Source organism: Pseudomonas anatoliensis, assembly GCF_017976235.1.
Taxonomy (GTDB): domain Bacteria; phylum Pseudomonadota; class Gammaproteobacteria; order Pseudomonadales; family Pseudomonadaceae; genus Aquipseudomonas; species Aquipseudomonas anatoliensis.
The window spans coordinates 33,020-47,216 of sequence record NZ_JACVHC010000008.1 but is presented as its reverse complement, the minus strand read 5'-3'; the positions used below and the strand labels follow the sequence as shown (position 1 = coordinate 47,216).

The window sequence follows — 14,197 nt, the reverse complement described above, 5'->3', positions numbered from 1 at the left end:
TATCCAATGACTCAGTCCATCTGGAGCAAGTTGTTCACCGCACTGCGCGGCGGCGCCAGTGAAGTCGGCGAAAGCATCGTCGACCAACAGGCCCTGCGTATCCTCGACCAGGAAATCCGCGACGCCGATACCGCGCTGTCGAACGCCCGTCGTGAACTGGTCACCATCATGGCCAAGCACAAACTGGCCGCCGACCGCGTGAGCGAGTACGACGCCAAGATCAAGGATCTGGAAGCCAAAGCTGTTTCGGCCCTGAACGCCGGCCGTGAAGACCTGGCACTGGAAGTGGCCGAAGCGATTTCGACCCTGACCAACGACCTGGATGTCGAGAAGAAACAAAGCGACGAGTTCGGCACCTACGCCGCCAACATGCGCAAAGACATCAACAAGGCCGAATCGCGGATCAAGAGCCTGCGCCAGCAAGTGGACATGGCCAAGGCCCGTGACAGCGTGCAGAAAGCCCAGGTCAGCGCGTCCATCGCCAGTGGCGGCGCCAACGGCAAACTGGAAACCGCAGTCGGCACCTTGAACCGCCTGCAAGCCAAACAGCAGCAACGTGCTGCCGAACTGAGCGCTGCGGACGAACTGGCTGATGCCGCGACCGGCAACGATCTGGATCGCAAACTGCGCGACGCCGGCATCACGCCGAACGAAGGCAGCGCCAATGCGATCCTCGAACGCCTGAAGCAAAAATCCGCTCAGTAACACGCACCGTGTAGGAGCTGCCGAAGGCTGCGATCTTTTGATCTGTTGTCAAAATCAAAAGATCGCAGCCTGCGGCAGCTCCTACACGTTTTTATGCATCCGCAACATTTGCATTTTGCCTGCTCGTTCACCACGCAGCCCGGTACACTAGCGACGTTTTTTTGCCAACGAACACCTCCACCCGCTTCAAGGAACGTACCCATGGGATGGTTTAAAGATTTGCTGGGCACCAGCAACTGGCAGACCGCTGTGCCAACGCCAACCGTTGCCAGTGGCCCACTCGGCATGGCGCAAGGCAAGGGTGTCAGGTTCGATTCGACCCTGTCGTTGTTGCTCGACGGTTCGACCTCGGTGCGCGTGCCCTTCGATCAGGCAGTCTGGAGCGCAGGCTGGGTCGATCTCGGCCAGTCCAACAAACTGCACCGCTATTACATGAATGACGAGGATTTCTGGGTGCAGATCCACGTCACTGGCGATGACCAGATCGAATCGGTCACGCTGTTCAACTATCTCAGTTACGTGACCGTCAACAGCGATGCCGAACTGCAGCGCCTGGCCGGCCCCAACAGCCTGATCGGCCTGCCGGCCTACACCCACGACGGTGTCGAATACACCCGCGAGTGGGGCACCGAACAAGGCCAGACCGAACTGGTGCCGATGACCGAACATGTGGTTAATGCGGACGAAAGCTACACCATCAACCACCACTCGATGCTCTACGCACGCGAGACCGGCCTGACCGATCGCCGCGAACTGCTGCTGTTCTCCGTCGAACAGGATGAAGAAGGCACCGTCAGCCTGAGCACCTCGCTGGGCATCTCGTTGTACACGACTGACCTGAGCACCATTTAAATAAGGAAGTTTTCCATGCTGGAAGTGCTGGCCGTTTCGCTTAACAAGACCGCGTTGACCGGTTTCATCGTCTACCTGATTGGCGCCGTGCTGCTGTTCATGCTGTTTCAGTTCGTCTACACCCGCGTCACCCCGCACAAAGAGTTCGAGCTGATTCGTTCCGGCAACACGGCCGCTGCCGTCGCGCTGGCCGGTGCAATCATCGGTTTCGCCATTCCTGCCAGTAACGTGATTGCCTTTTCGGTCAACGTTGTCGACTTCGTGGTTTGGGCGGTGATCGCCGCAGTGGTGCAACTGCTGGCGTTCCTTGGCACGACCCTGGTGCTCAAAGGTACTTCCCAGCGCATCGCCAACGGTGAAGTGGCCGCTGGCATCTATGTCGCCGCCGTCGCGATCAGCGTCGGCATGCTCAACGCTGCGTGCATGACACCGTCCAACTGATCGGCAGGAAGCCCTAGATGAAACGAAGTAAATACGTTCAGCTGTCCCTCGCGGCGTCGGTGGCCATCGCCATCTCCGGCGAAGCGGCGGCAGTCGATCAGCCACGCAACTTCCAGAGCGTGGAACAGTGCGTCGATGCCGAAGTCGCTGCTGATGTTTGCTCCAATGCCTACGTTGCGGCCCTCACCGAGCACCGACGCATCGCTCCGGCGTACGACGACAAAGCCAAATGCGATGCGGATTTTGCCGCCGACTGGTGTCAGAAAAATTCCGATGGCCGCTTCGTGCCGAAACTCGGTGGCTTCAAAGTGCCGCAGCCCGGTGAAGCCGCGCAAAATCTCGATGCCATCGCCGACGCGCAGATGCCGGCGGGTGACACGACATCCAGCAACGCGACACAGAGCACTTCGCACTACTCCGGTGGTGGGGGCGGCGGCAATGGCATGTTGACCGGGTGGCTGATCGGCAATGCGATGAGCAACAACTCCAACCGCACGGTTTACCGCGACCGCGATACACGCCAGACCTACAACACTTCGACGCAGTACCGCAAAATCGAATCGGCACCGCGCAGCCAACCGGACTACGAGAGCACCAGAAGCAAACCGGTGAACGTCGCCTCCTCGACTTCCCGTGGCGGCTTCGGCAGCCAGTCCAGCGCGCGCAGCGGTTGGGGTGGCTGGGGTAGCAGCTCCGGTCGTTCGAGCAGCTGACCATGAAAAAGATCCACTGCGCCGAGCGCCCCGACTGGAAACAGACAGCCGAGAGCCTCGGCTTCATGTTCCACACCATCGACGACGAACCCTACTGGGACGAAAGCGCGTACTACCAGTTCACGCTCGCGCAGATCGAAAATGATCTGGAAGACCCGACCACCGAACTGCACGAGATGTGCATGGATCTGGTCGACCGCGTGGTGCGCAGCGAAGCGTTGCTTGATCGGTTGAGCATCCCGCCTGCGTACTACGACATGATCCGCACGTCCTGGCTGGAAGGTCATCCGCATCTGTACGGACGCATGGACTTTTCCTACAGCGGCAACGGCCCGGCAAAACTGCTGGAGCTCAACTACGACACGCCGACCAGCCTCTACGAAGCGGCGGCGTTCCAGTGGGGCTGGCTGGAGCAATGCATCGAGCGCGGCACGCTGCCGAGCCATGCCGACCAGTTCAACAGCATCGACACCAAACTGCATCAAGCCTTCGCCGAGTTGCAGCTCAAGCGGCCGTTCTACTTCGCCTCGATGAAAGACTCGGTTGAAGACAAGGGCACCACGGACTACCTGCGCCTGATCGCGGAAAAAGTCGGCATCGAATCACGGCACATCGACATCGAGGACATTGGCCTCAGTGCCGACGGCCGATTCGTCGACCTGCAGGATCGCTGGATCCCGCACCTGTTCAAGTTGCACGCCTGGGAGTTCATCTTCCACGAGCCGTTCGGCGCGGCGATTGCCGCGTGCGATACGCAGTTTTTCGAGCCGGCGTGGAAAGCGATCCTGTCAAACAAAGGCGCGTTGCCGTTGCTGTGGGAGTTGCACAAGGGCCATCCGAATCTGCTTGCGGCACATCTCGATCCGAATCCGGCCAGCGCCGTGCCCAAGGGCTGGGTGCGCAAACCATATTTTTCCCGGGAAGGCGCCAACATCGAGCTGCAAACCGCGGACGGTCTGATCGTCAAAGAAGACGGGCCTTACACCGATGCGCCGTTCATCCTGCAGGAATTTGCGCCATTGCCGAAGTTCGACGACAGCTACACGCTGATCGGTTCCTGGGTAATTGGTGATCAAGCGGCCGGGATTGGTGTGCGTGAGGACAACAGTCTGATTACCAAGGATTCGAGCCGGTTCTTGCCGCACCTGATTCTGGACTGAGCCGTTAAAACGCAAATTGTCAGCAACAAAAAACCCGTAGCGTGGAAGCGCTACGGGTTTTTCGTTTCTGGCCTGGCTTATGAAAATTCGGTCGAGCGTACCGGATTCGGTACTGCAGGCGTTTCCCTGGTCACTTCGGGGGTGCTGGCGCGGGCCATTCTGCGCTGGGCAATTTCCGCACCGCGGCGGCGTAGGGGTGTTTCGACAAAGCGGTAGTTCAGCTCGCTGCAGACCACCATGATCGCAAACGAGGTGAGCAACATTTCTACGGTGAACTCAGGCCCCAGTTCAACGCCCCTTTCGCTGGCCACTCGACTCCAGATTTCGGTGCTCAAGTGATAGGCAAACATATGCACGACATACAAGGCGTACGAGCGCGACCCCAGCCATTGTCCTAGCCCGCTCAAGAACGCCGGGCAATAGATATAGCCCTTCTGGTAACTGGAGAGCCAGACCAGAATCAACGCATTTAATGCGATCAGGCCGACCGCAATTGGCATGGCGATCAGTTGACCGGCAATGGCACCGAGCATGTAAAGCAGGAACAGCGTCAGCGCCAGCCGTTTGGCCAGGCTGCCGCCCAGCGCCACAGGCTCGATGTCCTTGTATAGCGAGGTGCGCGTAAACAGGCACAACAGAATGCCCCACATCATCGCGTCCACGCGGAACGAGAAAAGCATGCCGGCCAGCGGCCCGCCAAACGCATAGCGATTGAACGGGAACTGCACGGCAATCAGCGCGAGCAGTGCGATCACCCGCCAACGGGTTGAGGTGATAAGCAGCAGGAACAGCGGGAAGATGAAATAAAACTGCTCCTCCAGCGCCAAGCTCCAGTACACCGAGTTCGGCCCCAGTAGCACGCCGTACTGATTCGCCAGATTCCCCGTGAACGTGGCGATTGCAGTGAAGCTGCGCAGATTTTCGAACCACGACTGAAACGCATTGGACTGGTTGAAGAAGATCGAGAACGCCAACGGAATCAGCACCCACAGCCACGCGGTGGGCAGCAGACGATAAGCGCGACGGATCCAGAACGACGTGGCGGCAACGCCGAACCGGTTCTGCTCACGGTTTTTATCGAAATAGTCCAGGTACGCCTTGCTGACCACGTAACCGGAAATACAGAAAAACAAATCCACCCCCGACCAAGGGGAATAAATGTTGAACAGTTTCTGCATGAACTCAGCATGAAACGGCAGCAACATGGAGCTATGGGCAAACACCGTCATCAGGATCGCCACGCCGCGCAGGTACTCGATTTCCTTGTTCTTGCTACTGCTCATGGGTTTCTCTTGTTGTTATGGAACAGCCCCTACACCGGGGGACCTGTTCTTGCAGAAAATCGACTGGATCGCCAGTCGCCGGGACGGATCATGGATCGGCTTGGCCCTGCCTTCAAGACTCAGTACAAAACTTTACCGCCGCGATCGCCGGGACCGCTCGGTCACCTCATGGAGCGTCCGCCACTTTCAGCCCTGCCAAAACGACAAAACCCCCGCAATGCGGGGGTTCTGATACTAAATCCGGAGCGATTCAGGAGACGAATCAGAACGGAATATCGTCATCAAAGCTGTCGAAATCCGGAGCCGGTTGCGGCGCGGCTTGCTGTGGAGCCGGGGCCGAACGCTGTTGCGGAGCCGACTGCTGCGGGCGCGGAGCCTGCTGACGTGGCGCTGGAGCGGACTGCTGATAGTTGTTGCCGCCGCCTTGTTGCTCGCCCTGTTGTGGACGGCCGCCAAGCAGTTGCATGGTGCCTTGCATGTCGACCACGATTTCGGTGGTGTAACGCTTGATACCGTCTTTTTCCCACTCACGGGTCTGCAGCTTGCCTTCGATGTAAACCTGCGAGCCTTTACGCAGGTATTCGCCAGCGATTTCTGCAACCTTGCCGAACATCGAAACACGGTGCCATTCGGTCTTCTCGACCTTCTGACCGGTTTGCTTGTCGGTCCACTGTTCGCTGGTTGCCAGACTCAGGTTGGTCACGGCGTTACCGTTAGGCAGGTAGCGAACTTCGGGATCCTGGCCGCAAGTGCCGACCAATATGACTTTGTTAACCCCACGGGCCATAACGTTCTCCTAGGCTTCGCAAGCAGCCCCGGCCGGGTTGTTCACCAGGCGTTCGAGGGTGTCGCGATCCACTAATTCTTTGTCCAGTTTGATGTAAACAGCCGCTTCATCAGCAACTATCACTGCATCGGTTACCCCTACGAGGGCCTTGAGGCGCTCGACCAGACCCGCTTCGCGGATCGCCTCGGGCGACAACGGCAAGCGCAGGCTCGTCACGTAGGGAGGTTCGCGCATGGTAACAGCAAAGGCCAGCCATATGGCAGCCAGCCCGGCACATCCAAGGAACACAACCGACAGACCGCCATGCTGAAACAACCAGCCGCCGAGTATCCCGCCGAGTGCCGAACCGAGGAACTGGCTGGTGGAATACACGCCCATGGCCGTGCCCTTCCCGCCCGCCGGTGAAACCTTGCTGATCAGCGACGGCAATGAAGCCTCCAGCAGATTGAACGCGGTGAAAAACACCACCGTGCCGATCACCAGAGCCCGCAAGCTGTCACCGAACTGCCAGAAGAATAGCTCAGTCAGCATCAGCGTCATGACGGCACCGAGCAAAACTCGTTTCATTTTGCGTTTCTTCTCGCCATAGATGATGAACGGGATCATGGCGAAGAACGAAATCAGCAGTGCCGTCAGGTAGACCCACCAGTGCTGCTCCTTGGGCAAACCGGCTTTTTCCACCAGTGCCAGGGGCAGCGCGACGAAGCTCGACATCAACATGGCATGTAACACAAAGATGCCCAGATCCAGGCGCAACAGATCCGGATGCTTGAGCGTCGGCAGCAACGCCTGCCGCGCCACACCCGATTCACGGTGCTGCAACGGCCCGGTGGATTTCGGCACCATGAACATGACGATCACGATTCCGACCAGCGCCATCGCGCCAGTGGCGAGAAACAATCCGGACAAGCCGAAAGCACTGGTCAGCAGCGGCCCGACCACCATGGCCACGGCGAACGACAGGCCGATGGTCATGCCGATCATCGCCATCGCTTTGGTGCGGTGTTGTTCACGGGTCAGGTCAGACAGTAACGCCATGACCGCAGCGGAAATCGCCCCGGCGCCTTGCAGGATCCGCCCGGCGATCACGCCCCAGATCGAGTCAGCCTGAGAGGCCAGCACACTGCCGAGGGCGAAGACGATCAGCCCCAGGTAAATCACTGGCCGACGGCCGATGCGGTCGGAAATGAATCCGAACGGAATCTGGAAAATCGCCTGTGTCAGGCCGTAAGCGCCGATAGCCAACCCAATCAGGGCCGGGGTCGCTCCTGCCAGATCCATGCCGTAGGTCGCCAGTACCGGCAACACCATGAACATGCCAAGCATACGGAAGGCGAACACCAGGGCCAGACCGCTCGCTGCGCGGGTCTCGCTGCCACTCATGCGTTCGCTGTGGGGATCGTGCATGGAAAAACCTCGTGTGAACCGGCGGCGATTCTACCAGTCCCATCGAAAGACGGGGTATATCGCGACGCTTTGCCACGCATAGATGAAACTCTCTTCATGCACGGCAAAAAACGCTTGGCTTGATAGTGTGCATCCATCCAGTATTTGCCCGTATACTCCTACGTTTTCGACGCCCGCCGAGCGAGGCCACTTTGGACAAGATCCTGATACGTGGGGCCCGTACCCACAACCTGAAGAACATCGACCTGACCCTGCCACGGGACAAACTGATCGTCATCACCGGCCTGTCCGGATCCGGCAAGTCGTCCCTGGCCTTCGACACCCTGTACGCCGAAGGTCAGCGCCGCTATGTCGAATCCCTGTCGGCCTACGCCCGGCAGTTCCTGTCGATGATGGAAAAACCTGACGTCGACACCATTGAAGGCCTGTCGCCGGCAATCTCCATCGAACAAAAGTCGACCTCGCACAACCCGCGCTCCACGGTCGGCACCATCACCGAAATCTACGACTACCTGCGCCTGCTCTATGCGCGCGTCGGTACGCCGCGTTGCCCGGATCACGATATCCCGCTTGAAGCGCAGACCGTCAGCCAGATGGTCGATCTGGTGCTGGCGCAGCCGGAGGGCAGCAAACTGATGCTGCTGGCACCGGTGATTCGCGAGCGTAAAGGCGAGCATCTGTCGGTTTTTGAAGAACTGCGTGCGCAAGGTTTCGTCCGCGCCCGGGTCAATGGCCGAATCTGCGAACTCGACGAACTGCCGAAACTGGATAAACAGAAGAAGCACTCGATCGATGTGATCGTCGACCGCTTCAAGGTTCGCGCCGATCTGCAGCAGCGTCTGGCCGAGTCTTTCGAGACTGCACTGAAACTCGCGGACGGTATCGCCCTCGTGGCGCCGATGGACGACGAGCCAGGCGAAGAGATGATCTTCTCCGCACGCTTTGCCTGCCCGATCTGCGGCCATGCAATCAGCGAACTCGAACCCAAGCTGTTTTCCTTCAACAACCCGGCCGGCGCCTGCCCGACCTGCGACGGCCTGGGTGTTAAGCAATTCTTTGACATCAAGCGACTGGTCAACGGCGAACTGACGCTGGCCGAAGGCGCGATCCGCGGCTGGGACAGGCGTAACGTCTATTACTTCCAGATGCTCGGCTCGCTGGCCTCGCACTATGGTTTCAGTCTGGAGAAGCCATTCAACGAACTGCCGGCCGATCAGCAGAAGTTCATTCTGCACGGCAGCGGCTCGCAGAACGTCGACTTCAAATACCTCAATGACCGTGGCGATATCGTCAAACGTTCGCACCCGTTCGAAGGCATCGTGCCGAACCTGGAGCGACGTTACCGCGAGACCGAATCGGCGAGCGTGCGTGAAGAGCTGGCCAAGTTCCTCAGTACCCAGTCCTGCCCGGATTGCCGAGGCACCCGTCTGCGTCGCGAGGCCCGGCACGTCTGGGTTGGCGAGAAGACTCTGCCGGCGGTGACCAACTTGCCAATCGGCGATGCCTGCGAGTATTTCGGCACGCTGAAGCTGACCGGTCGTCGTGGCGAAATTGCCGACAAGATCCTCAAGGAAATCCGCGAGCGTCTGCAGTTTCTGGTTAACGTCGGGCTGGACTACCTGTCGCTGGACCGCAGCGCGGACACCCTTTCCGGCGGTGAAGCCCAGCGAATTCGTCTGGCCAGCCAGATCGGTGCCGGGCTGGTCGGCGTGCTATACATCCTCGACGAACCGTCGATCGGCCTGCACCAGCGGGATAACGACCGACTGCTCGGCACACTCAAACATCTGCGCGATATCGGCAACACGGTAATCGTGGTCGAGCACGACGAGGACGCCATCCGTTTGGCCGACTACGTTGTGGATATCGGCCCGGGCGCCGGTGTGCATGGCGGCCATATCGTCGCCGAAGGCACACCCGCCGAAGTCATGGCGCACCCGGACTCGCTGACTGGCAAATACTTGTCTGGCAGGGTGAAGATCGCAGTGCCAGCCAAGCGCACGCCACGCAACAAGAAGCTGACCCTGTCACTCAAGGGCGCGCGCGGTAACAACTTGCGCAATGTCGATCTGGAAATCCCGATCGGTCTGCTGACCTGCGTGACCGGCGTATCCGGTTCGGGCAAATCGACGCTGATCAACAACACGCTGTTCCCACTGAGCGCTACGGCACTCAACGGCGCGACCACGCTGGAAGCCGCAGCACACGACAGCATCAAAGGCCTGGAACATCTCGACAAAGTCGTCGATATCGACCAGAGCCCGATCGGTCGTACGCCGCGCTCCAACCCGGCGACCTACACCGGGCTGTTCACGCCAATCCGCGAACTGTTCGCCGGCGTGCCGGAATCACGTTCGCGTGGTTACGGGCCTGGGCGCTTCTCGTTCAACGTCAAGGGCGGTCGCTGCGAAGCGTGCCAAGGCGATGGTCTGATCAAGGTGGAAATGCACTTCCTGCCGGACATCTATGTGCCGTGCGACGTGTGCAAGAGCAAGCGCTACAACCGCGAAACCCTTGAGATCAAGTACAAGGGCAAGAACATCCACGAAACCCTCGAGATGACGATCGAGGAAGCCCGGGTGTTCTTCGATGCGGTGCCGGCGCTGGCGCGCAAGCTGCAAACGCTGATGGATGTGGGGCTGTCGTACATCAAGCTGGGGCAGTCGGCGACTACGCTGTCCGGCGGTGAAGCGCAGCGGGTCAAGCTCTCTCGCGAGCTATCCAAACGCGACACCGGCAAGACCCTGTACATCCTCGATGAGCCGACCACGGGCCTGCACTTCGCGGATATCCAGCAATTGCTAGACGTGCTGCATCGCCTGCGCGATCACGGCAACACCGTGGTGGTGATCGAACACAACCTGGACGTGATCAAGACGGCTGACTGGCTGGTTGATCTCGGGCCTGAAGGCGGTTCCAAGGGTGGACAGATCATCGCCACCGGCACGCCAGAGGAAGTGGCCGAGATGAAGCAATCTCACACCGGTTACTACCTCAAGCCGTTGCTGATCCGAGATCGTGCCTAAACACCGGGCATGAAAAAGCCCCTGTCACTTCATCAGTGACAGGGGCTTTTTTGTATCTTTGCAATCAGGAAGTATGAGACTGCAGATAGTTCTCGAGACCGATCAGCTTGATCAGGCCCAACTGCTTTTCCAGCCAGTAGGTGTGATCTTCTTCGGTGTCGTTCAGCTGGATCCGCAGGATCTCACGACTGACGTAGTCCTTGTGTTGCTCGCAGAGCTCAATGCCTTTGCACAGCGCAGCACGGACTTTGTACTCAAGACGCAGATCCGCTTCGAGCATCTCCGGTACCGTGGTGCCGACATCCAGATCATCCGGACGCATACGCGGTGTGCCTTCAAGCATCAGAATCCGGCGCATCAACGCATCGGCGTGACCTGCCTCTTCTTCCATCTCGTGGTTGATTCGCTCGTAGAGCTTGGTGAACCCCCAGTCCTCATACATCCGCGAATGCACAAAATATTGGTCACGCGCGGCCAGTTCGCCGGTCAGCAACGTGTTGAGGTAATCGATAACATCTGGGTGGCCTTGCATCGCCCTACATCTCCCTGCTTGAAAGGCTGTAGTTTGAACCAACCTGACTGGAAGGTCACCCTTTCTACGCAATAAAAGCGAAGATATTCTGAGAAAAGCGGCCTAAATAACGCAAAAACCGCCCAAATGAGGGCGGTTTTGCTTCTCGTTTAGACTTCGTTAAGCTGTACGTTGAGCAGCTTTGCGATTGCGTCTCCATACGCCGGATCGGCTTTATAGAAGTGCTGCAACTGACGGTCGACGACGTCAGGCGAAACCCCGCTCATTGCCCCGGCGATGTTGCTGACTAACAACGCTTTTTGCTCGTCACCCATCAAGCGGAACAGTGCACCGGCGTGGCTGTAGTAGTCAGTGTCTTCGCGGTGATCGTAACGATCAGCCGCACCGCTCAAGGCCAGCGCAGGCTCAGCATAATGCGGCGCTTGCTTTGGCGACTCGATGTAGCTGTTCGGCTCGTAATTAGGTGCCGCACCACCGTTGCTGCCAAAAGCCATCGAGCCATCGCGCTGATAAGTATTCACCGGACTGCGCGGAGCATTCACCGGCAATTGCTGGTGGTTGGTGCCGACACGGTAGCGATGGGCATCAGCGTAAGCGAACACACGACCTTGCAGCATACGGTCAGGCGAGAGACCGACGCCTGGAACCATGTTGCTGGGGCCGAATGCGGCTTGCTCGACTTCAGCAAAGTAATTCAGTGGGTTGCGGTTCAATTCCAGCTCACCCACTTCGATCAGCGGGAATTCTTTCTGCGACCAGGTTTTGGTGACATCGAACGGGTTCTCGAAATGCGCCGCAGCCTGAGCTTCGGTCATGATCTGGATGCACACGCGCCATTTCGGGAAGTCACCACGCTCGATCGCTTCGAACAGGTCACGCTGGGCGTAATCCGGATCGGTGCCCGCCAGACGTGCAGCGTCTGCCGGCGCCAGGTTCTTGATCCCTTGCTTGGTCTTGTAGTGCCACTTCACCCAGTGACGCTCGCCCTGCGCGCTGATCAGGCTATAAGTGTGGCTGCCGAAACCATGCATGTGACGGTAGCCGTCAGGAATGCCGCGATCAGAGAACAGGATCGTGACCTGGTGCAGGGCTTCGGGTGAGTGCGACCAGAAGTCCCACATCATTTGCGCACTTTTCAGGTTGCTTTGTGGCAGACGCTTTTGAGTGTGGATGAAGTCTGGAAACTTCAGGGGATCGCGAATGAAGAACACTGGCGTGTTGTTGCCAACGATGTCCCAGTTGCCTTCTTCGGTGTAAAACTTCAAAGCGAAACCACGAGGATCGCGCTCGGTATCAGCCGATCCACGCTCGCCACCGACGGTGGAGAATCGCAGAAAAGTCGGGGTTTGCTTGCCCACAGACTCGAACAGCTTGGCGCTGGTGTACTGGGTGATATCGCGGGTAACAGTGAACGTACCGTAAGCACCCGAGCCCTTGGCATGTACGCGGCGCTCAGGAATGTTTTCACGGTTGAAATGGGCGAGCTTCTCGAGCAAGTGAAAATCGTCGAGCAGCAGCGGGCCGCGAGGGCCGGCAGAGCGAGAATTCTGGTTATCAGCGACAGGAGCGCCACTGGCAGTCGTAAGCGTTTTAATCTGGCTCATACGGTCTTCTTCCTCTTTCAGTCTTCAAACTGCCGGCTAATCGGCTTGGTGGGAAGTATTGATCATCAACGTGACACCTACAAATTCATTACCTTGCGGGCATCGATAGAAAATTACTAATGATCATTTCCCGCACATGATGACAAGAGAACAGTGTCGGAAGCTTGTACGAATCACTCATTTTCTTTCAGGCACAAAAAACCGGGCACTAGGCCCGGTTCTTCGTTTCAGACTGACGTCTTACTCAGCGGATACAGCTTCACCGCCGGTAGCACGATCAACCAACTCGACGTACGCCATAGGCGCGTTGTCGCCAGTGCGGAAGCCGCACTTGAGGATGCGCAGGTAGCCACCCTCACGGGTAGCGTAACGCTTGCCCAGGTCGTTGAAGAGCTTACCAACGATAGCTTTCGAACGAGTACGGTCGAAAACCAAACGGCGGTTAGCCAGGCTGTCTGTCTTGGCCAAAGTGATCAGCGGCTCAGCAACGCGACGCAGTTCTTTAGCTTTCGGCAGTGTAGTTTTGATCAGCTCGTGCTCGAACAGCGACACCGCCATGTTTTGGAACATGGCCTTGCGGTGCGAGCTGGTGCGGCTCAGGTGACGACCACTTTTACGATGACGCATGGTTCATTCCTTACCAAACACTACGTTCGGTGATTACGACGATCAGGCAGTCGCCTTGTCGTCCTTCTTAAGACTTGCAGGCGGCCAGTTGTCGAGGCGCATGCCGAGGGACAGACCGCGGGAGGCCAGAACGTCCTTGATTTCAGTCAAGGATTTCTTGCCCAGGTTCGGAGTCTTCAACAGCTCTACTTCGGTACGCTGAATCAGGTCACCGATGTAGTAGATGTTTTCCGCCTTAAGGCAGTTAGCCGAACGTACAGTCAGTTCCAGATCGTCAACCGGGCGAAGCAGGATCGGATCGATCTCGTCTTCCTGCTCGACAACCACTGGCTCACTGTCACCTTTGAGGTCGACGAACGCAGCCAACTGCTGTTGCAGAATGGTTGCAGCGCGGCGAATAGCCTCTTCAGGATCCAGAGTACCGTTGGTTTCCAGATCAATAACCAGCTTGTCCAGGTTAGTACGCTGCTCGACACGGGCGTTTTCCACCACGTATGCGATACGGCGAACTGGGCTGAACGAAGAGTCAAGCTGCAAGCGACCGATGCTGCGGCTTTCGTCTTCATCGCTCTGACGCGAGTCGGCTGGTTCATAACCACGACCACGAGCTACAGTGAGCTTCATGTTCAGGGCGCCGTTAGACGCCAGGTTAGCGATTACGTGATCGGGATTAACGATCTCGACATCATGATCCAGCTGAATATCGGCAGCGGTAACCACCCCCGAACCCTTCTTCGACAAGGTCAGCGTAACTTCGTCACGACCGTGCAGCTTGATGGCCAGACCTTTAAGGTTCAACAGGATTTCAATTACGTCTTCCTGTACACCTTCGATGGCGCTGTACTCGTGGAGCACACCGTCAATCTCGGCCTCGACTACTGCGCAGCCGGGCATTGAGGACAACAGGATGCGTCGCAGCGCGTTGCCCAGGGTGTGGCCAAAACCACGCTCGAGAGGCTCGAGAGTGATCTTGGCGCGGGTTGGACTGACAACCTGCACATCAATATGGCGGGGTGTCAGGAACTCATTTACCGAAATCTGCATGGATGCACCTATTTTC

General features: G+C 58.1%; 13 protein-coding genes. 6 read left to right on the top strand and 7 right to left on the bottom strand.

Going from position 1 to position 14,197, the window contains the following annotated elements; all coding sequences use genetic code 11:
* Nucleotides 1–6 precede the first annotated feature (6 nt).
* From ICA16_RS23965 to ICA16_RS23945, 5 genes are all read left to right on the top strand, one after another.
* Nucleotides 7–705 carry a PspA/IM30 family protein gene (locus tag ICA16_RS23965; protein ID WP_042561322.1) on the top strand — a complete coding sequence of 233 codons (699 nt, stop codon included), beginning with the start codon at nt 7–9 and terminating at the stop codon, nt 703–705.
* A 201-nt stretch (nt 706–906) separates the two neighbouring features.
* Entirely contained in the window at nt 907–1,557 is a 651-nt protein-coding gene (locus ICA16_RS23960; protein WP_210701783.1) for a DUF2491 family protein, read from the top strand.
* A 15-nt stretch (nt 1,558–1,572) separates the two neighbouring features.
* A complete protein-coding gene (locus ICA16_RS23955; RefSeq protein ID WP_150595176.1) occupies nt 1,573–1,998 on the top strand; it encodes a DUF350 domain-containing protein in 426 nt (141 codons plus the stop codon).
* 17 nt (nt 1,999–2,015) lie between these two features.
* Complete coding sequence (locus ICA16_RS23950) at nt 2,016–2,711, top strand: DUF1190 domain-containing protein (RefSeq protein ID WP_150602060.1); 696 nt, start codon at nt 2,016–2,018, stop codon at nt 2,709–2,711.
* Between the two features lie 2 nt (nt 2,712–2,713).
* Entirely contained in the window at nt 2,714–3,871 is a 1,158-nt protein-coding gene (locus ICA16_RS23945) for a glutathionylspermidine synthase family protein (protein ID WP_150602059.1), read from the top strand.
* Between the two features lie 77 nt (nt 3,872–3,948).
* Here ICA16_RS23945 and ICA16_RS23940 read toward each other — a convergent pair whose 3' ends face one another.
* The 3 genes from ICA16_RS23940 to ICA16_RS23930 form a co-directional block, all read right to left on the bottom strand.
* Nucleotides 3,949–5,154 carry an acyltransferase family protein gene (locus ICA16_RS23940; protein WP_150617261.1) on the bottom strand — a complete coding sequence of 402 codons (1,206 nt, stop codon included), beginning with the start codon at nt 5,152–5,154 and terminating at the stop codon, nt 3,949–3,951.
* Between the two features lie 262 nt (nt 5,155–5,416).
* Nucleotides 5,417–5,941, bottom strand: coding sequence for a single-stranded DNA-binding protein (locus ICA16_RS23935; RefSeq protein ID WP_042561333.1), 525 nt, complete (start codon nt 5,939–5,941; stop codon nt 5,417–5,419).
* Nucleotides 5,942–5,950: 9 nt separating this feature from the next.
* Nucleotides 5,951–7,348, bottom strand: a complete 1,398-nt coding sequence (locus tag ICA16_RS23930) for an MFS transporter (RefSeq protein WP_042561334.1) — start codon at nt 7,346–7,348, stop codon at nt 5,951–5,953.
* Nucleotides 7,349–7,539: 191 nt separating this feature from the next.
* On the opposite strand from ICA16_RS23930, the gene uvrA reads away from it, so the two are divergent.
* On the top strand, nt 7,540–10,374 hold the full coding sequence (gene uvrA / locus ICA16_RS23925) for an excinuclease ABC subunit UvrA (RefSeq protein WP_150598137.1): 2,835 nt from the start codon (nt 7,540–7,542) through the stop codon (nt 10,372–10,374).
* A 64-nt stretch (nt 10,375–10,438) separates the two neighbouring features.
* Here the strand turns inward: uvrA and bfr are convergent, their stop codons facing one another.
* The 4 genes from bfr to ICA16_RS23905 form a co-directional block, all read right to left on the bottom strand.
* Nucleotides 10,439–10,906, bottom strand: coding sequence for a bacterioferritin (gene bfr / locus ICA16_RS23920; RefSeq protein WP_047303712.1), 468 nt, complete (start codon nt 10,904–10,906; stop codon nt 10,439–10,441).
* A 149-nt stretch (nt 10,907–11,055) separates the two neighbouring features.
* A complete protein-coding gene (locus ICA16_RS23915; RefSeq protein ID WP_210701782.1) occupies nt 11,056–12,510 on the bottom strand; it encodes a catalase in 1,455 nt (484 codons plus the stop codon).
* A 240-nt stretch (nt 12,511–12,750) separates the two neighbouring features.
* On the bottom strand, nt 12,751–13,137 hold the full coding sequence (gene rplQ, locus ICA16_RS23910; RefSeq protein ID WP_042561338.1) for a 50S ribosomal protein L17: 387 nt from the start codon (nt 13,135–13,137) through the stop codon (nt 12,751–12,753).
* A gap of 42 nt (nt 13,138–13,179) precedes the next feature.
* Nucleotides 13,180–14,181: a DNA-directed RNA polymerase subunit alpha gene (locus tag ICA16_RS23905; protein WP_003186012.1), complete on the bottom strand. Its 1,002-nt coding sequence runs from the start codon at nt 14,179–14,181 to the stop codon at nt 13,180–13,182.
* Nucleotides 14,182–14,197 lie beyond the last annotated feature (16 nt).

Bases quoted from the DNA above. Each gene is read 5' to 3' on its own strand.
- ICA16_RS23965 (WP_042561322.1), top strand. From the start codon at position 7: ATGACTCAGTCCATCTGGAGCAAGTTGTTCACCGCACTGCGCGGCGGC.
- ICA16_RS23960 (WP_210701783.1), top strand. From the start codon at position 907: ATGGGATGGTTTAAAGATTTGCTGGGCACCAGCAACTGGCAGACCGCT.
- ICA16_RS23955 (WP_150595176.1), top strand. From the start codon at position 1,573: ATGCTGGAAGTGCTGGCCGTTTCGCTTAACAAGACCGCGTTGACCGGT.
- ICA16_RS23950 (WP_150602060.1), top strand. From the start codon at position 2,016: ATGAAACGAAGTAAATACGTTCAGCTGTCCCTCGCGGCGTCGGTGGCC.
- ICA16_RS23945 (WP_150602059.1), top strand. From the start codon at position 2,714: ATGAAAAAGATCCACTGCGCCGAGCGCCCCGACTGGAAACAGACAGCC.
- ICA16_RS23940 (WP_150617261.1), bottom strand. From the start codon at position 5,154: ATGAGCAGTAGCAAGAACAAGGAAATCGAGTACCTGCGCGGCGTGGCG.
- ICA16_RS23935 (WP_042561333.1), bottom strand. From the start codon at position 5,941: ATGGCCCGTGGGGTTAACAAAGTCATATTGGTCGGCACTTGCGGCCAG.
- ICA16_RS23930 (WP_042561334.1), bottom strand. From the start codon at position 7,348: ATGCACGATCCCCACAGCGAACGCATGAGTGGCAGCGAGACCCGCGCA.
- bfr (WP_047303712.1), bottom strand. From the start codon at position 10,906: ATGCAAGGCCACCCAGATGTTATCGATTACCTCAACACGTTGCTGACC.
- ICA16_RS23915 (WP_210701782.1), bottom strand. From the start codon at position 12,510: ATGAGCCAGATTAAAACGCTTACGACTGCCAGTGGCGCTCCTGTCGCT.
- rplQ (WP_042561338.1), bottom strand. From the start codon at position 13,137: ATGCGTCATCGTAAAAGTGGTCGTCACCTGAGCCGCACCAGCTCGCAC.
- ICA16_RS23905 (WP_003186012.1), bottom strand. From the start codon at position 14,181: ATGCAGATTTCGGTAAATGAGTTCCTGACACCCCGCCATATTGATGTG.